At 59.9% G+C, this 22802-nt stretch carries 20 protein-coding genes; 10 read left to right on the top strand and 10 right to left on the bottom strand.

Features of this window, described 5'->3' with window-relative positions:
• Nucleotides 1-196: 196 nt before the first annotated feature.
• The 3 genes from I2E13_RS09370 to I2E13_RS09360 all read left to right on the top strand — a co-directional run bounded on the left by I2E13_RS09370 (nucleotide 197) and on the right by I2E13_RS09360 (nucleotide 4675).
• Entirely contained in the window at nucleotides 197-859 is a 663-nt protein-coding gene (locus I2E13_RS09370) for a response regulator transcription factor (RefSeq protein WP_195404926.1), read from the top strand.
• Complete coding sequence (locus I2E13_RS09365) at nucleotides 847-2283, top strand: sensor histidine kinase (RefSeq protein ID WP_195404925.1); 1437 nt, start codon at nucleotides 847-849, stop codon at nucleotides 2281-2283. Before I2E13_RS09370 ends, I2E13_RS09365 begins: the two co-directional genes overlap by 13 nt.
• Before the next feature lie 901 nt (nucleotides 2284-3184).
• Complete coding sequence (locus I2E13_RS09360; RefSeq protein WP_195404924.1) at nucleotides 3185-4675, top strand: tyrosine-type recombinase/integrase; 1491 nt, start codon at nucleotides 3185-3187, stop codon at nucleotides 4673-4675.
• A gap of 84 nt (nucleotides 4676-4759) precedes the next feature.
• On the opposite strand, the gene I2E13_RS09355 is transcribed toward I2E13_RS09360, so the two are convergent.
• From I2E13_RS09355 to I2E13_RS09345, 3 genes are all read right to left on the bottom strand, one after another.
• Nucleotides 4760-5197, bottom strand: a complete 438-nt coding sequence (locus tag I2E13_RS09355) for a helix-turn-helix domain-containing protein (protein WP_195404923.1) — start codon at nucleotides 5195-5197, stop codon at nucleotides 4760-4762.
• A 1-nt stretch (nucleotide 5198) separates the two neighbouring features.
• A complete protein-coding gene (locus I2E13_RS09350) occupies nucleotides 5199-6257 on the bottom strand; it encodes a hypothetical protein (RefSeq protein ID WP_195404922.1) in 1059 nt (352 codons plus the stop codon).
• Nucleotides 6258-6333: 76 nt separating this feature from the next.
• Nucleotides 6334-6987 (bottom strand): hypothetical protein, encoded by a 654-nt coding sequence (locus I2E13_RS09345; RefSeq protein WP_195404921.1) that lies wholly within the window; start codon nucleotides 6985-6987, stop codon nucleotides 6334-6336.
• 584 nt (nucleotides 6988-7571) lie between these two features.
• Between I2E13_RS09345 and I2E13_RS11235 the strand changes: the two genes are divergently transcribed.
• A complete protein-coding gene (locus I2E13_RS11235) occupies nucleotides 7572-8909 on the top strand; it encodes a DUF6273 domain-containing protein (protein WP_195404920.1) in 1338 nt (445 codons plus the stop codon).
• Between the two features lie 186 nt (nucleotides 8910-9095).
• Here I2E13_RS11235 and I2E13_RS09335 read toward each other — a convergent pair whose 3' ends face one another.
• Nucleotides 9096-9923, bottom strand: a complete 828-nt coding sequence (locus I2E13_RS09335) for a hypothetical protein (protein WP_195404919.1) — start codon at nucleotides 9921-9923, stop codon at nucleotides 9096-9098.
• Between the two features lie 85 nt (nucleotides 9924-10008).
• Between I2E13_RS09335 and I2E13_RS09330 the strand changes: the two genes are divergently transcribed.
• Entirely contained in the window at nucleotides 10009-10641 is a 633-nt protein-coding gene (locus tag I2E13_RS09330; RefSeq protein ID WP_195404918.1) for a zinc-ribbon domain-containing protein, read from the top strand.
• Between the two features lie 32 nt (nucleotides 10642-10673).
• Here the strand turns inward: I2E13_RS09330 and dcm are convergent, their stop codons facing one another.
• Complete coding sequence (gene dcm, locus I2E13_RS09325; protein ID WP_195404917.1) at nucleotides 10674-11936, bottom strand: DNA (cytosine-5-)-methyltransferase; 1263 nt, start codon at nucleotides 11934-11936, stop codon at nucleotides 10674-10676.
• A 162-nt stretch (nucleotides 11937-12098) separates the two neighbouring features.
• On the opposite strand from dcm, the gene I2E13_RS09320 reads away from it, so the two are divergent.
• Nucleotides 12099-12590, top strand: a complete 492-nt coding sequence (locus tag I2E13_RS09320; RefSeq protein ID WP_195404916.1) for a DUF5067 domain-containing protein — start codon at nucleotides 12099-12101, stop codon at nucleotides 12588-12590.
• Nucleotides 12591-12596: 6 nt separating this feature from the next.
• Here I2E13_RS09320 and I2E13_RS09315 read toward each other — a convergent pair whose 3' ends face one another.
• Nucleotides 12597-14057: a MutH/Sau3AI family endonuclease gene (locus tag I2E13_RS09315; protein WP_195404915.1), complete on the bottom strand. Its 1461-nt coding sequence runs from the start codon at nucleotides 14055-14057 to the stop codon at nucleotides 12597-12599.
• A 312-nt stretch (nucleotides 14058-14369) separates the two neighbouring features.
• Nucleotides 14370-14672, bottom strand: coding sequence for a hypothetical protein (locus I2E13_RS09310; RefSeq protein WP_118345257.1), 303 nt, complete (start codon nucleotides 14670-14672; stop codon nucleotides 14370-14372).
• Nucleotides 14673-15420: 748 nt separating this feature from the next.
• Here I2E13_RS09310 and I2E13_RS09305 point away from each other — a divergent pair.
• The 3 genes from I2E13_RS09305 to I2E13_RS09300 all read left to right on the top strand — a co-directional run bounded on the left by I2E13_RS09305 (nucleotide 15421) and on the right by I2E13_RS09300 (nucleotide 17174).
• Nucleotides 15421-16071, top strand: coding sequence for a PBECR4 domain-containing protein (locus tag I2E13_RS09305; protein WP_195404914.1), 651 nt, complete (start codon nucleotides 15421-15423; stop codon nucleotides 16069-16071).
• Between the two features lie 20 nt (nucleotides 16072-16091).
• Nucleotides 16092-16250: a hypothetical protein gene (locus I2E13_RS11000; RefSeq protein WP_229057918.1), complete on the top strand. Its 159-nt coding sequence runs from the start codon at nucleotides 16092-16094 to the stop codon at nucleotides 16248-16250.
• 150 nt (nucleotides 16251-16400) lie between these two features.
• Nucleotides 16401-17174, top strand: coding sequence for a hypothetical protein (locus I2E13_RS09300; protein ID WP_195404913.1), 774 nt, complete (start codon nucleotides 16401-16403; stop codon nucleotides 17172-17174).
• A 253-nt stretch (nucleotides 17175-17427) separates the two neighbouring features.
• Here I2E13_RS09300 and I2E13_RS09295 read toward each other — a convergent pair whose 3' ends face one another.
• Complete coding sequence (locus I2E13_RS09295; RefSeq protein ID WP_229057917.1) at nucleotides 17428-17658, bottom strand: BrnA antitoxin family protein; 231 nt, start codon at nucleotides 17656-17658, stop codon at nucleotides 17428-17430.
• The gene (locus I2E13_RS09290) at nucleotides 17651-17956 is read right to left on the bottom strand and encodes a BrnT family toxin (protein ID WP_195404912.1); all 306 of its coding nucleotides are present in this window, start codon (nucleotides 17954-17956) and stop codon (nucleotides 17651-17653) included. The genes I2E13_RS09295 and I2E13_RS09290 overlap by 8 nt, the downstream gene beginning before the upstream one ends.
• Nucleotides 17957-18233: 277 nt before the next feature.
• Between I2E13_RS09290 and I2E13_RS09285 the strand changes: the two genes are divergently transcribed.
• On the top strand, nucleotides 18234-19787 hold the full coding sequence (locus tag I2E13_RS09285) for a DNA (cytosine-5-)-methyltransferase (protein ID WP_195404911.1): 1554 nt from the start codon (nucleotides 18234-18236) through the stop codon (nucleotides 19785-19787).
• A gap of 431 nt (nucleotides 19788-20218) precedes the next feature.
• On the opposite strand, the gene I2E13_RS09280 is transcribed toward I2E13_RS09285, so the two are convergent.
• On the bottom strand, nucleotides 20219-22780 hold the full coding sequence (locus I2E13_RS09280; protein WP_195404910.1) for a coiled-coil domain-containing protein: 2562 nt from the start codon (nucleotides 22778-22780) through the stop codon (nucleotides 20219-20221).
• Nucleotides 22781-22802 lie beyond the last annotated feature (22 nt).

The raw sequence follows: 22802 nt of genomic DNA, 5'->3' as shown, positions 1-22802 counted from the left end.
GAATCCGGCGCATCCGCGTTGGCGCGATTGGCGAAAATACGTTGGTGAAAATGGTGAAAAATATATTGACGCTAACATCGTCCTGGGCGGGAATGCCCTGCTCGACGCGGCCGAGGCACCCGCGGCTGCGCGCAGGGCACTGGACCGCTGAATGCGGCGCTAGTACAATTCCGACGAGAGTTTCAGGAGGTCGAACATGGCGAGGATACTGGCAGTGGATGATGAACGGGCTATCCTCGACGCGCTCGCGCGCGTCCTCGGCCGCGACGGCCATGAGGTCGTCAGGGCGACGGACCCGACGGCGGTCCCGGGGATGGACCTCTCGCGCTTCGACCTCGTGCTCTGCGACGTCATGATGCCGGGGCTCGACGGCTTCGAGCTCGTGCGGCAGATCCGCCCGGACTTCGACGGGCCCATCGTCTTCCTGACCGCGAGCGTGGCCGAGGAGGATGCCGTGGCCGCCTACGGCCTGGGCGCCGACGACTACGTCCGCAAGCCCTTTGGGGCCGCGGAACTGCGCGCAAAGGTCGCGGCCCATCTACGCCGTGAGCGCCGGCCGCGCTCGCACGCTCTCTCCTTCGGGGAGGTGCGGATCGACCTCGGGGCGCGCGACCTCGCCGTGGGCGACAAGGCCGTGCCGCTCACGCCCACCGAGTACGCCATCTGCGAGTACCTCGCGCGCCACCCCGGGCAGGTCATGAGCCGCGCGCAGATACGCGAGGCGGTGCTCGGCTGGGAGAGCGACGCCGACGACGCGGCCATATCCATGCAGGTCAGCCGCGCCCGGAGGAAACTCTCCGAGGCCGGCGCCGATCCGATCGCGACCGTCTGGGGGATGGGGTACAAGTGGCAGCTCTGAAGATCGGAGCGCGAGGTCGCGGGGGCATGCCACTCTCCTTCGTCATCGCGCGCTACTTCGCCTACGCGTTCGCGGCGGTCGCCACGGCGTGGCTCGCCTCGTTCATGGTGCTCTCCGTGGCGATCAACGCGGGCATCGTCTACGAGGCAAGCTGGGGGCCGGCCAATGTTCGCGAGGTCGCGGAGGGCCTGGGACGCGACGGCGTCTGCGGGCAGCAGGACGTGCCGACGGCGTACCGCTACCTCATCCTGAACAAGGACGGATACGTGCTGATGACAGACCTCGAGGGCACGCGGCTCGAGGACGCGAAGGAAATGGCCCGTACGGCACTCGCCGCGGAACCGGGCACAGTGAAGATCGAGGGCGGGGGTTCGGGCCTCACCTACGCCGCGTTCCCGCTCAAGGGCGGCGGGGCCTGCGCACTCATCAGCGAGTACCTGCCGCAGTGGGTCTCGCGCGACCTCGCCGGCCTGCTTCCTAACCCGCAGAACCTCATGCTCGTCGGCGCTGCGGCGGGAAGCGCGCTCGCGCTCGCGCTCGTGGCGCGCCGCGCGAGCCGCGTGATCTCGCGCAAGATGGCGCCGCTCGCGGAGGCGGCGAGTCGCGTCGGCGCGGGGGAGCTCGACTTCGCGGTCGGCAGCACCAACGTGCGCGAGGTGAACGACGTCCTCGCCGCGATGGACGCCATGCGGGCCTCCCTCGCCGAGTCGCTCGAGGCCCGCTGGGCCGCGGAGCGGGGGCAGCGCGAGAAGATGGCGTCACTCGCCCACGACCTCAAGACGCCGCTCACCGTGCTGCGCGCCAACGCCGACTTCGTGGCGGAGGAGCTGGAAGACGAGAAAGACGCCGACCTCGCGGCCGCCGCGCGCGACATAGCCGGCAGTGTCGAAAGGCTCGACGGCTACGTGCGCCTGCTCATCGAGGCCTCGCGCGGGTCCAGCGGGGCGGAGAGGGCCCCCATGCGGCCGGCCGAGTTCTGCGATCAGGTTCTCGCCGAGGCCGCCCAGATCGCCCGGGTGCGAGGCGTGACGCTCGACGCGGCCACGGGCCCCGCTGTCGCGGGCGCGCCCGAGGCCACGCTCGACCGAACCAGCCTGGCGCGAGCCGCCGCGAACCTCGTGGCCAACGCCGCCGAGCACGCACGCTCGCGCGTGGCGGTCTCCTGCGACGTCGCGGGCGGGCGCCTCGTCATCGAGGTTGCCGACGACGGACCGGGCTTTTCTCCCGCCGCCCTCGAACGCGGCTGCGAGCGCCTCTTCACAGACGACTCCTCCCGCTCCTCGCGCGACGGAGGCCGCCACTACGGGCTCGGCCTCCATGCCGCCTCCGAGGCCGCGAGCGCCCACGGGGGCTCCGTCTCGCTCGCCAACAGCCCCTCGGGCGGCGCGGTGGCCACCATCGCGGTCCCCCTGTGCGGGATCTGACGACTTCCTCGATGTCTACCTCGACTGCGATATGTCGCTCGCCGAGGCCGCGACGAGATGGTGTTGCGTCTGCCCCGTTTGGTGCTTCTAGCTCAAATGTGATCTGATGTAAGGCCCGTGCAATTCTGCATGGGCCTTTCTTTTGGTAATTGCTCGACCGATTCGTGGCTTGAAACACAAATTATCGAGTTAAGGAGAAACGGGGTCATACAGCGGCTCTCAGAGCGTCTGCCACACTCCCCCGCCATTACCTCTGCGGGGTCCTCGTGTAGAGCTCATCCTGCTTGGCATTTCGCTGCAACAGCCCACTTGTCCACCGATCAAGTGAACTACTGGAATAAATACAGCGACACGCTTGTTCGTTACAGTCGCTATATCTGTGTAAATCGCCGCGATAAATACAGCCTGTACTCGGCTGTATACCAGCTACGCGTATGTAGATTCATATCGCGTTAATAAATCGGCTCAAGCGCGTGCAAAACGCGCAAGTAACCGCAAAAAGCGATTATCGCGTAGGTAGATTATTGGCACCCTGTTGCTTAATCAAAATTAAGCAATTGCTTAAAACAAAAAAGGTCAGACACTAGGTGCCTGACCTGCAAACTTCTGGTCGGGACGACTGGATTCGAACCAGCGACCCCTTGACCCCCAGACCCCTATTTTTGGCTCTACCTGTGTCTTTTTTATTATAACACGCGCAAATAGCGCATGTAAGCAGTTTACGCATATGTAAATTGACGCAGGTAAACGCAGGTTTCTACATCTCGTTATAATTCGATTTACGAACCCATGGTGCAGCTGTTGATTCTCTGGTGACTCCGGAGCGCCCAGAATCGACAGCACTCAGGTTTTTGCTGGCAGAAATGCCCGTTTGGAATCAAAAAGTGTTTTGGGGAGAATCATGGAAAACGAAAAAGACGACAATAAGAGCTTGCGCATATGTGGAAACGGCTCCGTCAGGAAGAACAAGGGGAAGTGGCAGGCCATCGTCACCCTCGTCGACAAGGAGTCGGGTGAGCGCACGCAGAGGACGAGGAACACGGGCATCGCGTGCTTTGCCGAGGGCACCCGCGGCAAGAAGGCCGCCCTCGACGCGCTCGCGGATTTCAGGCGCGAAATCGAGACGGAACTCGCCGAGGCCGAAGAGTTGAGGGCGGCGGTCGAGGAACGGCGGGCGAAACTCGAGGCGGACGATTACGCGCTTCTCCGTCTGGGGGACGCGCTCGAGAAGTTCATCGACTTCTGCATGCAGATGAACCGGATAACCCCGACCACGCGCGACGACTACCATTTCAGCGCCCTGCATATCGAGCGCGACGAGCTGGGGGCGATTCCCGTGAACGAGGTGACGACCGACGACATCAACGCATGGTCTGCGCGGAGAATCGCGCTCGGATGCGCCCCCGATACGCTCAACAAGGCGTTCAAGCTCGGCAAGCGCCTCTATACGGTGCTTATAAAGAGAAGCAACGACACCATCGGGAAGAACCCGTTCGACGGAGCCCTAGCGCCCCGCATTCTCGGCAAGCCGCGCAACGCGCTCAGGTCCGACCTCGTGCCGAAACTCAATTCGATTTGCTCCATGATGCCCGATTCGCGGTTCAAGAGGGCGGTCGTGCTCGCCCTGCACACGGGGATGCGCATCGGCGAGGTCTGCGCCCTGCGCTGGTGCGATGTGGACTTCGATGCAGGGGCGATCTCGGTCAGGCACTCGGTGGCATACGCAAAGGGAATGGGCTCCTTCATCAAGGATACCAAGACCCATGACTTGAGGTCGATCCCCATCGACCCGGTGGGCCTTCTCCCCTTCCTGAAGGAGATCCACAGCATAGACCTCGGCAAGCTGCGCTCGCGCGGGCTTACCGGCTCGGTCGAGATCGGGGACTGCTACATCCTCTCCGAGCCGGGCGCGACCTTCGCGACAACCAGCTATGTACGCCGTGCGTTCAAGACGTTCTCCGAGACCAATGCGCTCATGGGCACGAACGACGAGCTGATTACCTTCCACGGCCTGCGCCACACCTTCGCGACGCAGTGGATCCGCCAAGGCGGAGACATCAAGGCGCTCCAATCAATCCTCGGGCACAAGGACGCCATGGTGACGCTCAACGTCTACGCCGACATCGAGCCGATTTCCAAGATCCACAATATGTTGCGCGTCTCGCCGTGCCTGTGGCGCGGGTATCTCGGCCTGCGGGTCGATCCGGGCCCCATGTTCCAGCAGCGTATCCAAGAGGCCGTCGAGACGCTTCAGGCGTTCGGCTACGGCATCACCGAGCCGGATGACCGCAACATCGTCATCCGCGACGTGAAGACGATCAGCCGGCTCTACCCCACCGAGTACGCGGCGGTGCTGGGCGCAATCCCGGCCGAGGCGACAGTACTTCAATAGGGCCGCTGCCTTTGGAGCGGGACATTATCTTGCGATGGGCATCCCCTATTTATTGGAGGGGGCGCCCATCGTCTTGACTTGAAATCAATAATTGCTGCCGGGAGTCGAGATCGCGTCATCATCCGGATAGCGGAACTCGACTTGGATGCCCATGCGCTCCAGCTCGTTTGCGATGGCGCGGGAGGTCGCATTTGCCTGACCGTAGGGGCCTGCGTCCCGCCCGCACTCGTCATAGGCGGCTTGGTCCCTGAAGTAGGTTATCGGCACGACTATCGGGCTTTCGGCAAATACCTCGGCGTGCTTCTCGATTACGGAGCGGGCGTATGCAACCTGCTGAGCCTGCACGTCGGCGGCGCGGTCGAGGTATTCCCATGCGGCATCGGAGATGCGGTATCTCGTCTGACGAGGGTTCTCCCAGTTCTTGATTGTTTTCACGTTGGCGTTGAGGGCATCCGCCACGTCCTGCTGAGTGAGTCCCAGCATTTCGCGGCGGGCCCTGAAATCGGCTTTTCCCCTCGCCATCCTATTCGCCTGCCTCGGTCGAGTTCAGATGGACGGTCTCGGTAACCTCCCCCGCGCCCTGGTTGACGGGAATGGGTGGGATCCACTTGACCACCAGCTCGTCTCCGAACTTACCGTCCTCGCGGCCCTTGCGCTTTCCGGTCCAGAAGCTCTGCCAATGGGCTCGGCGAACGTGAGGTGCCACGGTGCGCTCTCCTGTCCCCTGGTGCGGAGCGTATCTGACTCGGCGTGCCGCGCCGATGGCGCTGCCAATCTTGGCTCCGAGCATACGGACAGTCTCGGTGTTCGTGCGCTTGCCGACTTTCTGCCCCCTTGTGGTTTTCGGCGGCGTGTAGACAATCTCTGCGCCGTTCTCGGCAGAAAGTACGAAAAGTAGAAGGTTGAGCGATGCTGTGGCGCAATAGCGCAGGCATGCCAGCTCCTCGGGGTCGGTAATCTTGTTATTTACCATCGCACCGCCCGTCAGCTCATCGAGTACCTCGTCGACGTCGGCGATGTGCGCGAGGCAGGTCTCGAGCGTAGCACCGTCCTCGATTACCAGAGACATACGCGAGCGCGTGCCGTCGTCCATGAGGTAGACGAACGTCATGTCGAGTTCGCCCATGAGGTCACGGTCCAAGTAGGCGAAAAAGCCATCAGCCCAGCGCTTGGTGGTCTGGCAACTCACCGGCACGGGCGAATCGATGTAGATAATCGGGTATGGCATGCGGTGAAGCAGCTCCACCGGCAAATCTCCGTCCAGTTCCTGCTCGACCAGCGCCTCGGACACCGTACGGTCAATCCTGTAGACCTGCCTGCATGCGTGCCACCTCGCAATCCAAGGGAGGTCATCGGACATGACCCAGCGGCCGTCCACGGTCGATGCCGTGTCGGTCAGGTCAATCGGCATCCCTGTCTTCGCCGTGCATGCGTCGAGCATATCGAGTGCCATCTCGAGGCAATTCCTGTCGCCTGAGTTCATCTGAGGATACGGGGAGACGAGCTTGGGCAGCTGCGGGTAGAGGTCGACCAGGCGGCCGTATTCCTTCGATGCACGGGAAAGCGGGTAGCGCTTTGCCATGGTTAAGTCCTTTCTCAATGTCGGGCGCGATCCGTTTTTCGCGGTCGCGCCCGTTGCAAAATGTCCTAGCTGAGCGTTAGCACTCGGCCGCGAAGAGCTTGTAGATAATCTGGTCGAACTCGTCAGAAGTCTGCCAGTCCTGCCACCACTCGCCGCACACATCTTCAAGCACTTCCTTGAGCTGCTCGGCGGTCTTGAGGTCGAAATCATAGAAAGCGGCGGGAAGCCAGATACTGCCGCCGTTGTCGGTGTACGCGCTGAAATCGCCCCAGGCGGAATCCTCGAAGCGGTAGAGCCCGTAGCACTTACCATCGAATTCGACATCATCGATCCATTTGCATTCGCCGGTGATGTAGCTCGGGAGCTGGCAATTGCAATGGTCGGCCTTGTTGGCGAGCTCGCGTAGCTCGGGCATGCGGTCGAGCGGGTCCACAATCTCGATGGTGTCCTCGCCGATAACATCCCCGTCCTCATCAAGCAAGGTCTCACAGACCCCAAAGACATTGCGAGCGATGCCCTGCTTGCAGACCTCGACCTTGCCCGTATCGCGCGGGTCTGCGGCGTACTCGCGGGCAATACGCAGAGCCTCGCCCCTGTCGACACCCTCGTACCACAAAACGGCATCGCCGCAGGGATTGAGATCAACGTTATCGCAAGCGCCCTTGTAGATAAGCTCGCGGCTGCTGACGGTATAGGTCTTCCCGCTGACAGTGGGTTCAAGTTCGGTCATGGTGTTCTCCCTAATCGGTTTGCGGGTTAGACCCGCGCTGTGTTGTTGGTTATAAGTATACCCCCAAAGGGGGTGTAGTGCAACAGGAAGATTGAGTTTGGTGCAGTTTATTTTTCTGTAATTGACAGGTTGACCTATGGTTTCCGTGGCGATCTATCAAAGAGAAAAAGGACAAGAAGAATAATAAGAAAAAAAGAATGAGATACAGGTAAACCTAAAGGCTCTCGATGTCAAAAGGATAATAACAACTAGCTATCCTGCGGGGTGCCATTAAGGGCACCCCTTTTGTTTGGCTAGATGCCTGCTAGATGCTTTGCGTGTAGCTCTGTAGGGGTGTAGGCGTGTAGGGATGTGGCTCGGTATGGTTGACGAGTGGGTTAGGTCGAAAAGCCGTTAATATTTGCCACCTAGGCACGACTGAAGCGGTCGAAATTGCCAGCATTATCCTCAAGCCGTATCTACAAACCCTGAGCGAAGGGAGCCGCATATGCATGCAGCGGCAATTTCGCCTCGGGGGGGGGGTCGCTCGTAGAGCGGCTAGTCTCCGAGGCCAAGGAATCATCGAGTACGTCCTGCTTATCGCCGTGATTAGTCTTACGGTGGCGTTCGCCGGACCTCCGGTCGCAGGCGCCATCGGTAACCAGTTCACAGCGATTGCCGGCGCGGTCGGCGGCAGCATCACGGGCGGAGCCATCGGCGGCATCGGCGGCGGAACGTCCGGAGGCACCCATACGGGCGGCACGGGCAGCGGAAACCATGGCACTTCCGGCGGAACGTCCAGCGGCGGGACCACCATGAAGCCCGGCTCCGGTTCGACCGGCAGCAACACAGGCACGGCCGGCGGCGGCAGCTCTTCTGGCACCGTCAACCCCGGTTCGGGTTCGTCCGGTTCGCAGACGACTAAGCCCGGCCAGTCCGGCACGAATCCAGGTGGCGGCAACACGGGATCGACAGGCAATACCGGTTCGACTGGAAGCGGTACGGGCTCGACTACGGCCAAGCCCGGCTCCGGCTCCACAGGCAACACCGGCACGGCCGGCAGCGGCAGCTCCTCCGGTACAACCAAACCCGGCTCCGGCTCCACGGGCAACACCGGCTCGGCCGGCGGCAATACCGGTTCGACGGGAAACGGCAACACCTCGACTAGACCCAGCCAGCCCGGCACAAACCCCGCCGAGGGCCTTGAGAACAAGGACCCGAAGGATTGGACGCTCATTGACCAGAAAGTGGTAGCCGAGGACATTTCCAAGAACGGCACGGGCAGCAAGTTTTACCCGGCCGCCAAGAAGGCGATGGACGCGGGAACTAAATGGAAGACCGCTCTCTTAAACGGCCAGACGCTGGAATACCGCATCATCGGCATCAGCCACGACAACCTCGCGAACGGTTCGGGCAAGGCGGGGCTGACGTTCATGACGACTTCGACAGGCATCAAGTCGCGCATGAACGCCACGAACACGAACTCCACTGGATGGAAGAACTCCGAGCTCCGCACGAAGATGAATTTCGGCGAGATCTGGAACCTGCTGCCTGCGGATCTGCAAAAAACAATCAAGCCGGTAACCAAACTTACCATCGACGAGCACGGCACCACCTCTACGACCCCCACTTCGACAACCGACAAGCTGTTCCTTCTATCTATCGTAGAAATCGCCCCCAGCGCCCCCAGCAATTGGCATGATGGCGATTGGGATAAACCTAGCTGTCTATGGCAAGAGGGCACTCAATATGAAGCATTCCAAGGCAAAGTGCTGAATAGCGCGAAAGGAAATGACGCCCTCGACGGTAATGCCTACTGGTGGGAACGTACGAACCGTTCTTACGATGAGTCCAGTTTCCTCTATGTTTCCGACACCGGCGACCCTTCGGATCACACTATTGCTTCGAATATCTGCACCGTTTTTCCCATTTTCTGCTTCTAGAACTAACAACCGATGCACACTAAAGGGGTCCCCGCTTATCGCGAGGACCCCTTTCTTTCTGACAGATGAGATTATGGTTGAATCAGGAGAATAGAAAGTCTCGCCGTAAGGAGAACGGCGAGACTCACCGAGCGGCAGCCCCAAAACAAAGCGGACCGCGGAGGGACCCGCTTCATCGAAAGTTATTTAGAACGGGATTTCCTCTTCATGCTCGCCCTCAAGGCCATTCTCCTTTTTTTCTTCGAGCGCCGACTCAGCCGCCCGCGCCATATCGTCCAAAGATTCCTCCGGCTCGGGCAAGCGGGAGAAATCGATATCGAACCCGACTTGCTCACAAGACTCGATGATGTACTCTTTGGAATACCTCGCAGTATCGATCTCGCCCTCGTAGGGGTCCATGTAGCCGTGGAGCCAGACAACCAGATCACGGTTCTCGGCTTCACTCTCGCCGAAATCGATGAGTTCATCAACGGACATGTCGGCACGGTCGCGCGAATCATCCTTTCCCGCAAGTTCCCAGCCGAGCTGCAGGGCGCACTTCTCGTGCAGGCTGAGGTCGTCCATCCCAATCTCCTTGAGATCAAGCGGGTTCGACCACTTGCGATACGGTAGGGCATCGTACTGGAGGGCAACGTTGATGTATCCGAGCGGCTCGAAGATCTCGCGGAGGTCGCAGTACTGGAAGAGAACATCGCAATCGATGTCGGGGTCGCGCGTGATCGCCGCCGCGAGCAGGTTCGCGTCCTCGGCGGTACCGATTTCATTGAGTGGGAGCCACTCGAAAGGCATGAAGCGACCGAGGTATTTCCATCCGCAGAGGCACAGGGATTTCGGTTCGACCCCTTCGCGTTCCGCCTCGCGTGCGAGTTCGTCAGCGAGCTGTGCGGGTGCCAGCGGAAGGCGGATTTCGGCGCCTGCACTCGGGTCGGTACGGTAGGTCTCGAAGGACGCGCCCTGGCGGGCGGTCACCCAGATGACAATTGCGGACTGGCCGGTCTTCTCGTTCAGCTTCATTTGGCTTAACCTCTTCCTTGGAAGTTCCGTTCGGTAAAAGTCTATCGCTGTCGCATCTGGTCGTCTAGATCTCGGGGAGGGAAAGATGGGAAAAATTAGCCAAGGTGAGTTCCTCGGGCGGCTGCGGGAGCATAACTCGCACTACGCCGACGGCGAGTTCGAGGTACTCGGCGAATACGCCGGCATCAGCACACCGCTCAGATGCCGCTGCTTGGTTTGCGGCAACGTCTGGAATGGCAACCCCGACTCGATGCTGCGTCGGAACGCGCGATGTCCCAAATGCGGTCGAGCGGCCGCAGGCAAGTCATCGGGGAAATCGAGGACGTTGACGCATGAGGCGTTTGTCGAGCGGGCGACTGGTTGCTGTCCCGATATCGAAATCGTAGATAGGTACGCAGGTGCTAACACGAGGCTGGCCGTCCGCTGCCGCACCTGCGGCTACTCATGGGAGGCGTTCCCCGCCACGATCCTGCGCTCCTGCTCGTGCCCGTGCTGTACGAACAGGGTTGCTGTGGAGGGGGTCAACGACCTCGCGACCACGCACCCCGATATCGCGGCTGAGTGGGACTATGACAGGAACGGCAAACTGAAACCAGCCGATGTCGTGGCCGGTTCCTCCAAAAGGGTCTGGTGGAAATGTCGGCATGGCCATGAGTGGCAGGCCGTCATATACAGGAGGAAGGCGGGCGGCGGCAGCTGTCCTGTCTGCGGAAAGTAAAGGAGAGGGTCCAAGCCCTCCCCTATCTTTGGCTATAGGCCGTAGACCTCGACCATCGCCTCGCCGATGCGGTGCGGGACGCCCGTGACGAGGGCGTTGCCCATGCAGAAAGCACGGTGGCCATCGGTCATGCCCGTGTCGGTCCAGCCCTTGGGGAATTCCTGTAGCTGGTCGAGCTCATCGGGCACTAGGCGTCGGAAGCGGCCGTCGGGGCACTCTATGACGTGCTTGAAGCGGCTCGCGCCGGTGCCGCCCTCGCCGGTGAGGATCGTGCGGCTCGGCTTCTCGATGGAGTCGGGGAAGCTCATGGCTCCCTCGGAGTAGGTGTAGGTGAAGCCCGTCTTCTTGTTGGTGCGCTCCTCGCGCTTGGCACCCTTGAGGTATCGCCAGTCGGGCAGCTTTTCCTCGGCGATGTAGAACTGCTCGGGGACGTCCGACTCGTCGACCAGCACGTCGCCCAGCACGCGGCGCTCGCCGCGGTAGTCCTCGGCGAAGTCGCAGGTGAGCACGTGGCAACCCTGCATCACGCCGGCGGCCTTGAACTGCGAGACCTTCTGGCCGCCGCCGAAGCGGGTCGAGTTCTCGTAGGGGTCGGGCAGGACATCGAGCTCGGCCATCTCGTCAGGATATATGGCGGGGAACGCCTTGGCCATGACGCCATGGCGCATGCGCTCGGTCAGGTCGGTATCAGCGGCATCCTTCTCGCAGAAGATGTAGACGCGCTTGCGGCGCTGCGGGAAGCCGTACTCGGCGGAGTTGACCACGCGCCACTCGACCGTGTAGCCGAGGTCGGCGAGGCAGCTCAGGATGATGGCGAAGTCGCGCCCGCGCTGGGACGCGGGGGACTTGAGCAGGCGGTCAACGTTCTCGAACAGGCCTAAGCGGGGCTCCTTCATCTCGAGGAAGTGGTAGATGTCCCACCACAGGACGCCCTTCTTGCCCTCGATGCCGTGGGCCTGGTTGAGGGGGCGCGCGACGGAGTAGTCCTGGCACGGGAAGCCGCCGACGACCATGTCGACGTCGGGGATCTGGTTCTCCCCCGCCTCGGCCTTCTCCAAAACCATGTTGATGTCCTCGTTCACCACGGATCCCGCTCCGAAACGCTCGGCGTAGCATCGGGCGGCGAACTGGCGGGACTCGGTTCCGGGCGGCTCCCACTGGTTCGCCCAGACAGTGGTGAAGGGACCTGCCGGCTTCATGTAGAACTCGGGATGCTTGGGGTCCGCGAAGCCCTCTAGGCCCAAGCGGAACCCGCCGACGCCCGCGAAGAGCTCGGCAATCTTGATCTCAGACACGTTTCTCCAATCGCTGCTGTGTCCGTTCTTGCGTGATCGATGATAACCGATCTTGCGGACAACATCAAGGGATGGATTTTGCCGCTGCGGCAAGACTGTCAAGTGCGCCCTGCGTTCGATAGATTGAATGAGCTGGTAAACAAATCCGAAAGGAATGTTCTAATGTCAAAGGTATGCACTGTCGCTCGGGCGCTCGGAATCACTGGGTTGCTTGCGGTTGCCCTAACCGGCACTTCAGGATGCATCCGCCTGGGAAACGACCTGGCAATTGGAACTGACAGCTCCCAAACAGCCAAGAACGATACGAATTTTGCGCTCGCCGATGTTGAAGTTACAGGCGTTGAAGTGCACGATTCCGCCCATGGCAATGGAGAAAAGACCGTCGCGATTAGATGGCATGCCGTGAACAACGGCTCCGTGGACACCTTTGCTGATGGCTATTACTTCAAGGTGTATCAAAACAAACAAGTCATGAGCGTTGGATATGCCGCCGATATAGACGGACGGTCAGACGAGGTTCAGGAACTCGCCCCCGGCGGTGAATATGACGGGACGTCAGTCTATTACATTAACGACCTGTCTCCCATTGAGGTTAAGTACATCGATCCGACAGATCAATCCGTAAAGCTAGACCAGACTTTCAATCTGGAGTAATAGGGTCTAAAGAAAGCGTGCCACACTGAGTCGTTCTACCAACTCCTTGCCCTTGACCCATACGTTCTGACGGTACATCCTCACGCCGTTGACTTCCACAGGCTTGTCGTTCGCATCGGTGCCCGTTCCGCGGACGAACAGGACGCCGTCACGGCTCTTCGGCCAGTTTGGCGCCGTCATGGGTATCCCCGTCTTAGGCGTCACGCGCGGCGTACCGTCCCTTTTCAGGACGGGCGCATCTGCTAGACCATCGCTGAATATGAGGCCGCGCATGCCATCCCAGAGCACCCTAGCGGCATCGAGATAGGTCCCGAGCCAAAGGGTCTTGAATCCCATGAAGAGGCACTGGCGCAGCGGGCAGTCGCGGTATCGCTCCTCGAGCACGGCGACGACCATGGTGGAGTCGATGAAAGGGGCCGCGAATGCGGAGTCCTCGAACTCCACCGAGGGGTCGCACAGCTCATCGAAGTCGATCGAGGGGTTCAGCTTCATATCCTCGGTCCTGCCGCCCGCGGGCGTCAATGTCATCGTCTTGAAGACGATACCAGCCTTGGCGAAGAGCGGGACCTGCGAGATTTTGCCGGCGTGACCTGTGAAGAGCCTGACTACTACCTGCTCGGCGAGGGACTTGTTCTCACGTCCGGATTTCGCCTTGAGCGGCAGGCCGAACGGCATGGCTAGGTCCTCGAGTGTCTGGCCCGCATAGGTGTTTGAGATGCCGTGAAGATATGCCTTGAGCGCCCCCATCGAGGACAGACCGCCCTGGTCGGGAATCATGCGCATGCCGTCATCTAGGCGCTCACGTGCCATCTGGGTGACAAGGGATGCCTTCAGGCGGAATCGCGGCCTATTCGGCCACTTCGGCGAGGTGTCGAGGTAGAGCAGCTGGGGATTGATGAGCGTGGATAGGTTCGGCATCTCGGTATCGACATCGCCTGCGAGGGCGGTGCGGACGAACTCGCGCACGGTTGTCCAGTCCGCCTCTAGGCGGCATCGGTCTACTTCGTGCCACGTGTGGAGGTCGTAACCCTTGAACTCGAAGCCGGCGTACTCGACCGTCACTCCCCTGCCGGGACGGACATAGAGGTAGTAGACGACGAGCAGCCGGGCGGCCTTGTGCCAGAAGGCGGAGGTTGAGAAGCTCTCCGTTACGATGCCTTCAGGAGCCACGGCGGTAATGGACATGGGTTCCTTCGCACGCCAGCCGCCACGGGCGCTTTCTTTTAGACCCGTGGCCTTGACCTCCCAGGGTTGCCCGTCGATGACGATATCGGGACGGCGGTCGGAGTCTGCAGGATAGCCAAGCACCGACTGCTCGATGACTGCACCGATGCGTCCCTTGTTGCGGGATGCCGCCGACGCGGTGAGAACGCCGGCGGCATCGACCTCGGCCACGGTATGGCCGACGATGGCGCCGAAGCGCTTACGGATATCCTGTTCAGTGAAGCTGTGGTTTCCCTTGGCCATGCTCTCCCCTTCTGTCTCCCCTACGACCAAGGATAGCGATCATTCTGGTTTATGGGAGGTATTGCGGGGCGCGGTCCGCTCGGCGGTACGGGCGGGGGCGATATTATGGGATGGCTGAAGCTATTTCCCGCTGCCGAAAAGCAATCTTGAATAATAACAAGGCGCTTGGCTCGGCAGGGAGCCTTTGCGTGGCTCACCTGCCGTTTTGCTGGGTGTGTAGGCTAGAAGATCGGTAGGTTTGTAGTTAGGTAGCTATGTAGACGTGTAGCTGTGTAGTTCGGTAGCCGTGAGAACGGGTAGTGCAGTAGCGGGCTACTTGCACGGTCCCTGCGGGGCGCTGGCTGCGGGGGTGTCGTTGTCGGGGTCGTGAACGACATACCAGCTATCTTTGTAATGGCAGATGTCTCGGCAGGTGCCGTCCCCCATCACCACGCGCCAAGACTCGGACTGATGTTTCGGACCGAGTGCCCATGAGCGGGAGCTGTAGGATTCAATGCGGTTAAATGGGTAAATCTTGCCGTCATACCATTTAATCCCCCAAGGAGCATATTCGCCGTCTGGGCGGCACTCGACCAAGGCGGTGACCAAGCGGATGGTTTTCTCGCTCTCCCCCACGATGATACTCCCTTCAAATGGCTAGCGAACGCATGTTCTATTGTAGCGCAGGGAAAGCAACCGGACCACCGTAGATGAATTGCCGCTGCGGTTCCCTTACACTCGACTGCTCGAATTGAAATATCCCTTCCAGCGCATCACGCGATTATTTCAATTCAGATGCACCGGGTGTTATCACTCCGAGTGCATGGACAACAAAGTGAGGTGCATAAGTTCACACGTAATCAAATAGCTATGTAGCCGTGTAGGCGCGTAGCCGTGTAGGTAGGTAGCTATGCAGTTGGATGACTATGTAGCTCGGTGGGTTTATGACGATATAGGCCCATATCTTGGTAGTTCTCAAATGCGTCAAGGTATTTCGGATTTGTGGATGCTATAATATTCTCGCTCTCGTAAGAGGGTTCAGCCCCGGCTGGTAAACCTGACGTTCGATACGGTGTGCGTGACGTATCTAGCGGGCATGGCCGCGATAGAATTTCCCATGAATAGGGGCACGACCCCAAGCGCTCCGATATCTTCGGAGAGAGTGAACTGGCAGGCAGGGAACCGGGATACAGGCTGTCCAGAAGGAGGGGCTTCGCGCCCCTCCTTCTTTTTTGCCGTTTCGGTCTAAATCCAGAAAAAACTGCACGAATATTGCCAATGTGGATCACGGGCGATTCTGCATAGGTGACGGATGCCGCAGCGGCATGAAAGATGGGGTTCCAATTCACCGGGCCATCCTTGTCGAAAATACAAGGAGGCCACCATGAAAGCGAACAAGAGGGATGTCCGGCGGGTTATCAATCTCGCACGGGGATATGACCGCAACCTGTGCGGCAGGGACTTCCTTATCTGCTACGGCTCGGGAGACGATGCCCGTATGCTCGAGGTGTCGTTTTCCAAGAAGCGCTTTAACCACCTCGTCGGGATCGATATCAACCGATGTAATGTCAAGCCGTGGGTGCTCTATAAGAAGGCTCTCGCGGGTACGTTGACGCCCCACGATCTGGGAAGCTCGCTTTCGCAATACTTTCCGTCCAAAATCACGGCCGCTCGCATGATGAACGCGTTTATCAGCACGGCCACCCACGTCAGCGAGGTCAATCCCCTATCGACAAAAGTCAATGCGGATATATGGGTATCGGGCGATACGGCGCAGTTTGCCATAGGCTGTCTGAAGGTAGATGCCCAATACCACAGTTCGTCCTGCTTTGTGCCGAGCAGTTTGCAGCTCCTGAAGCCCGCCGAGGTTGACAAGAAGTCATGCGGTCAAAGGTTGCCGATTACGGCCATGCTCAGCAAGGAGGCTCAGCTAAAAGCTACGATACCACCCTATATGTTGACAGGGATTTGCTTGAACAGAGTCAGGCGAACCTCGGCTTCATTATCCGCAGCTTCGGAAATACGGACGAACTGAAGAAGGCACACCCGTCCATCATGGACGAGGTCTTGGGGTCGAGTCCGAATGAGAGCATGAGCATCGATAAGCTTGCTGAAGACAAGACCGCGATTGCCAAGGAACTCAATAAGCTCAATCGGCAGCGCGAACAGTTCAAGGTTGCGCCGCGCTCCCCGGGTGCTGAGAAGATCAAGTAGCCATGCGTGTAGCCTTGTAGCTCGGCAGATGTGTAGCTATGTAGCCGCGTAACGGTGTATGCCTGCATGTCGCTACCTTTGTCCTACTGTTTCGTTCTGCCAAATCGGTTGCTAACCTTTGAATAAGGTCAGTATTCATTGGAGGTCGATATGGGTTTTCCTGCCACTGAAAGTTCCGTCAGTCAGATTATCGAGAAACTCGATTCATTACCAATCAGCGCCCGTGATGCAGCCTTAAACAGCAGCATTGTTCTACTCGATAACCTCGGCGGTTTCGGAGAGAGCGTCCTCAAGCTCTACAACGAGTCAAGCCCGTCCGCTCGCGAAGCTATCGCAGAGATGTTCGAACTGGTCTGCAACGAATCGTTCGACAATTGGATGGACAGGGTCGAACGCAGTTGCGATGGGTTTTTCAAGCAAAAAGAGGTCGTACGGGAATTCGATACGCTTCCCGAAGCGATTGCCGATGCCCTCGATTCGGAAGGATGGGCCGTCTCCGACGATGACGTACGCAATCTCGGATATCTGGAAATCGAGCGGGAAACAGACCTTACCGGTTACGATCTCATACTCACCATCGACCTGCGCGGCAAGGATATGGACTCCACCAGCGATTGGATGACTGCAGCCCGCGAACTCGTCTACAGCTGGGATCCGGTCGAGGAGGCGCTTATCGCCGCGGGATGCCCGGACGCTCCATCGGTCGACCGAATCATCGAAGACTTCAAATCTACCTATGAGAGTTCAATTTGCGGTATCGAAGCTGTCTGTCAAATCGTCACCAGCGCATGGGATGAGAAAACCGCGACGGACGACATCCACTCAGAATCGCTCGACCAAATTTGCGAGCATGCCAGCGATGCTATCGATGAATCTGCATCCATTTGTGTTGACATGCAACTCGATAGCGGCGTAGTTCGGTAGGCTTGTGGCTATGTAGCTGTGTAGCTGTGTAGCTGTGTAGGCGGGCAACTCGGTAGTCGTGTAGTGAGGTAGTCCATAATTCGATAGGCGTACGGCTCAGGGAGAACCGCGGCCTAAGCGGATTTGCAATAGCAATAGGCGTCGAGGGATGGCATGAGAAAGGGCCGAGCTTGCAGCCCGGCCCTTAAGACGTTATTGCGGCTATCCTAGCGTATCTCGCCTTCTCACCTCGCGCCACTCACCAACCAGTACGCTAGGAGAATGCAAGATGCTTTCCCTGTTCGCGGCACTCGGTGAGAAACATGTTGATAATGACCTGGTACGGCACGCCCGTACGGGCGGCTTCCGCCTTGAAGTAGTCGATGTTCTCGCCGTCGATGTTCATGGTAACGCGACGGCGCACCTTCCCGATGTAGGGGTTTGGAATGCTGTCGGAGAAATCGACCTCGGCGGGCATCTCCATAATCTCGTCCTTGCTATTCATTTCGATACCTCCAATACTGCCGTTCCTCTGTCCTCGTCGATTTTCTCGCCGAGATTATCCTGATGGTCGAGCCGCCATGTCTCTCGCAGTGGCAGACCGTCAGCACCCGCGATTCCAAGTCCATCCCAATCAGGAAGAATCTCTCTTCGTAGTCTGAATGCCTGGCATCTGGCAAGACGCGGGCATATGGATCCGAGAACGCATCGGCTGCAGACTCGAAGCTCACTCCGTGCTTCTTTACGTTGACAGCAGCCTTACGCTCGTCCCATTCGAATTCTATGTAATCGTTCTTAATCATACTGACATGATACATATTCGGTACATATAAGTCAAGATCTACTTTATCGGACAAAGTAGATATCGAGCTGCGGGCTTTCTATTTATTTGTGTAGCTCGGTAGGTATGTAGTTGTGTAGCTCGGTAGAAACGTAGCCGCATAGGGCGAAAACCTCACTTTGATATAGGTCGGTAGACAGCGATTTAGCTGGGGAATTGCCGCAGCGGCAAGACTCCGTCGGGTTTTTCGGGGTGCCGGAGACTGGGAACCGTTGTAGGTTTGCGGTCAGGAGGACCCCTTGGGCTTTCGCTATGTAAGCATCTTTTCCGGCGTCGAGGCGGCGACGCTCGCCTGGGAGCCGCTCGGCTGGGAGCCGGTGGCATTCTCGGAAATCGAACCGTTCCCGTGCGCCGTGCTGGCCGAGAGATGGCCAGACGTCCCCAACCTTGGAGACATCACCAAAATCGACTGGAAGGAAGAAATCGATGGAGCTATCGACCTTGTTGTTGGCGGATCCCCGTGTCAATCGTTCTCGGTGGCGGGTAAGCGCGAAGGCCTCAAAGGCGCATCCGGCCTTATGTTCGAGTACATTCGATGCGTACAGGAACTTCGTCCTCGCTGGTTTCTATGGGAAAACGTCCCAGGAGCGCTCACGAGCGAAGATGGGGGGGCTTTCGGACAGCTGCTCAGGGAAATGGATGAACTCGGGTATAGTCTCGCATGGCGAGTTCTGGACGCGCAATTCTTCGGAGTGGCCCAGCGACGCCGCCGTCTGTTTCTTGTCGGACATCTTGGAGCCGAATCCCCCGCAGAGGTTCTCTTTGAGCCCGACTGCCTGTCAGGGTATCCTCAATCGAGCCGTGAAAAGAGGAAGGAGCTTGCCCGCCGAGCTGGACGCAGCGCTGCGTGCGCAGGCTTCAAGTACTCCGCTGCGCCCCGAGCAAACACGATAGGCTATGCGGAGGAACAGGCGAACACGCTCACGGCTGACTGGCACGCTCCGGCAGTCTTGCCTCTGAGTGGCACCGACCAACAGGTCATGGCGATGTCCCAGTACGGTACGGAGATCGCGGGGTGCCTCACGGCCCGAGGAGATTCGTCCCCGTGCGCGGATAGGGGCCAAAACATCGTCTGCATGACGGGCACGCAGGCGCACTGCCATATCAGCGATGAAATCGCGGGATGCCTTACCGCACATATGGGCAAGGACGACGCCCCCGTTGTGGTGGACGGCACGAATATTCAGACATATGTCTGCGAGCTCGCCCACTCGAGCAGCAACGGCTTGGGGGTCGGCGAGTCCGATGTCTTCCCGACCCTCGATACCTCATCCGGTCCCGCCGTCTGGGCTCGCGAGAATGGCATCCTGCCGCCCTTCGGATTCGCGCAGAACGTGCACAACGAGGTGCGCATCGTCGGCGATGGGACCCTCAGCGGGGCGCTTGCCGCCAGACCCGGCATGAAGCAGGCCACTTTCGCATGCACGGGCGGCACCTATCCCATCAATGAGCAAATCGCAACCCGTGACAAGAAGCTGGGTCGCGGGACGGGCCTTGGGGTCGGTGCGGACGGCGACCCGGCCTTCACGCTGCTCGCGAACCACCCGCATATGGTTGCCTCTGAAATCGCGGACAAGCCCGCGGAGGTTAACCCTATGCTCGTCCGCAGGCTCACCCCGCTCGAGTGCGAACGCCTGCAGGGTTTCCCCGATGGGCATACGCTGATCGCTTGGAAGGGCAAGCCCGCCGAGGAATGTCCCGATGGGCCGCGCTACAAGGCCATCGGCAATTCCATGGCGGTTCCCGTCATGAGATGGATTGGCAGGCGTATCGCGGCGGTCGATGAGCATTAGGCATCTCAACGGAACTCAAGCTGAATTCAAAGAGCGCCTTCCGGGGCGCTCTTTTCTTGCCAACAGTCTGCGTGTGAACACGCAGTTCAGTAGGCGTGTAGTTATGTAGCTCGGTAGCTCTGTAGACGCATAGACGCATAGACGCATAGACGCATAGACGCATAGACGCATAGACGAGCTTGCCAAACGATTGTCCAGATGAATGAGGAAAAGAATAAGAAGAATAAGAAAAGTAATCATCTGATATGAGGGAGTCTCTTCGAATGTGATCATTTGGCAGCGGTGTAGCCGAATAGTTCTGTAGTTCCGTAGTCGTGTAACAAGATAGCTCGGTAGACGTGCAGCTACGCAGTGAAGCAAAAAAGAGGAGCCACCATTTCGGCGGCTCCTCCTCTCGAGGGGAAAGGGCTTGGGGTCTAGACCGCTAGGATCTAGTGTGCAGCATGGAGACCACGGCGGCGTGCGATGCCCGCTGCGGCAATCGCGGCTGCGCCCATGCCGGAGATGACGCTCACCTCGAGCGCGGTGGAGTCGCCCGTCTGGGGCAGGGCCTTCTGGTCGGAAGCGGCAGCGGCCTGAGCCTGCTCACCCTGGGCCTGTTTGCCGTTCGCACCCGCAGCCTGGTCGGTTCCGGCTCCACCGGCACCGTTGGCGTTACCGTCCTCGGTGCCGGTCTCGGTGTTACCGCCGGCGATGGTGCCGTTGCCATTCTCGGTCTTGGAAGCCTCGTAGGCATCAGAGAGGTTCTTGTAGTCCTGGGCGGCTGCGGTGTAGTAGGCCTGAGCCTCATCCACGGCGGCGGAAGCGGTGTCGACATCGCCCTGAGCGAGCTTGACGGCGGCGGTTGCCTCGATCAACGTGCCATTGGCCTTGTCGGCAGCGGCCTTGAGCTCGGCGAGCTTCTGCTCCGCCTCGTCCTTGCCTGCGGCAGCGGTAGCGGCAGCCACGGCGGCCTTCTGGTAGGCAGTCTCAGCCTCGTCATATGCGAGCTGGGCCGCAGCCAGGTCGGCATCGGCGGCCTCCTTGGCATCCAGCGCCTTCTGCTCGGCGGTGACCGCATCCTCGTAGTCACCCAAGGCCTTTTCGTAGGCGGCCTTCGCGGCGGCACGCTCGCCCTTCTTCACGTCAATCACGGCTACGGCATCCTCGAGGGACTTCTGAGCCTCGACCAAGGCGGTCTGGGCATCGGAAAGCTGGCCTTGGAGCTGAGCGGTCTTGTCATGCGCGGCATCGAATTCATCCGCGCCCTGGTCGTAGGCGGCCTGCTTCTCGTCTGCGGTAGCCTTCGCCTGGTCGCGGACGCCGGCGGCATCCTCAACGCCAGGCTTCAAGCCCTGATACTTGGAGGAAGCATCGGCAAAGACCTTGTTCGCCTCGAGCTGAGCCTGATTCAGCTGCTCGAGATCGCCGGCATGGTTCAGGGCATCATCCAGCGCATCGGACGCATCCTTGGCGGCCTTGTCGGCTGCGGCCTTGGCGTCGGTCGCGGCCGCGACGGCCTGCTGTGCGGCCGCCTGATCATCCTTGGCGGTCTTGAGCTGTGCCTCGCAGGTCGGGATGTAGTTGTTCACGATGTCATCGTAGGAGGCCTGCGCGGCATCGACTGCCTTTTGGGCAACATCGACCGCGGCCTGCTTATCACCGAGCGTGGCGGCTTGGGCCTCACGCTCGTCAACAGCGACCTTGATGTCGTTGTAGATGTCCTGTGCCTGCTGGAAGGTGTCACGGGCGGCGTTGACCGCATCCATGAGGGAGGTCAGCTCTTCCTCGGTCGCGGTGCCTGCGACCTGAGCCTGGTAGTAGGCATTTGCGGCTGCGGTATAGGCGGTCTGCTCCTGCTCGAGCTTCTGCTGAGCATTATCGAGGTTCAGGCGATACTGGGGCAGGGAGTCCGCGATGGACTTGATGAGGTCGTACTCGTCCTGGGCTGCAGCGAGAGCGGCCTTCGCGTCTTGGATGTTCTGCTCTGCCTGGGGAACGGTGGCATTTGCGGCATCGAGACGGGTCTGCTCGTTGGCGACGGCCTGCTTGGCCGCCTCGAGCTTGACGTTCGCTTGGTCGAGGGCGGTTTGGGCATCTGCCGCCTTGGACTGGGCGGTATCCTTAGCCTGGGTCAGCTTCTGGATAGCGGCATCGCCCCACTTGCCGAAGGCATCGAGATAGGCGTGGACCTTGCCGTACCAATCGGCCTTCTTGGCCTCCATGTCGGCCTGCGCCGCATCCAACTCGGCCTGCTTCTCATCGAGCGTCTTCTGGGCGTCTGCAAGCTCGGCGTTTGCCTGGTCGAGTTCGGACTGGAGGGCATCGAGCTGACTGCGGGCGGCATCCTCGGCCGCCTGGGCATCGGATACCTGCTGCTCGAGGTCGGCAACCTTAGCCTCGGCCTCGTCGACGCCCTGCTGGGCCTTCTCGACGGCCTTCTTCGCGGTATGGACCGCTGCCTTGGCGTCGGTCCATACCTGCTTGGTGGTCTCGATCTTCTCGAACGCGCCTGCGCGTCCCGCCTTTGCGGCCTCGTAGGCTGCAGCAGCCTGCTCGGCAGCCTTTGCAGCGTCGGCTCGCTTTGCGGCGGCGACATCATATGCGGCCTTGGCCTCGGTCAGCTTCTGGTCGGCTGCAGCCTTGGCATCGGACGCGGCCTGTACATCGGCCTCACCTGCCTCAGCGTCGGCGGTTGCCTGATCGTATGCGGTCTGGGCGTCGGCTTGTGCCGACTGTGCGGCATTCATGGCGGCCTTCGCGGTATCGAGCTGCTCGTTTGCCTCGTCCAGCTTGCCCTTGGCGAGATCCATGGTCGCCTTGGCATCCTTTACGGCTTGCTCGGTGACCTTCTGGATGTCGGTCTGGGTGGTTAGCTGATCGCCGTCTGCGGATGCCGTCTGGGCAAATGCCATGGGCTGCATGACCGGGGACAGCATGAGGCCTGCAGTCACGGCCATGGTCACCGCCGGCTTCAAAATCGTCTTCTTGTTCTTTGCCTCGCGTTTGCGCATATCGAGGTCTCCTTCCATTCGG

The organism is Collinsella aerofaciens (assembly GCF_015554145.1).
Lineage (GTDB): Bacteria > Actinomycetota > Coriobacteriia > Coriobacteriales > Coriobacteriaceae > Collinsella > Collinsella aerofaciens_AA.
The sequence above is the reverse complement of the archived record's forward strand: the minus strand, read 5'-3'. Positions and strand labels throughout refer to the sequence as shown.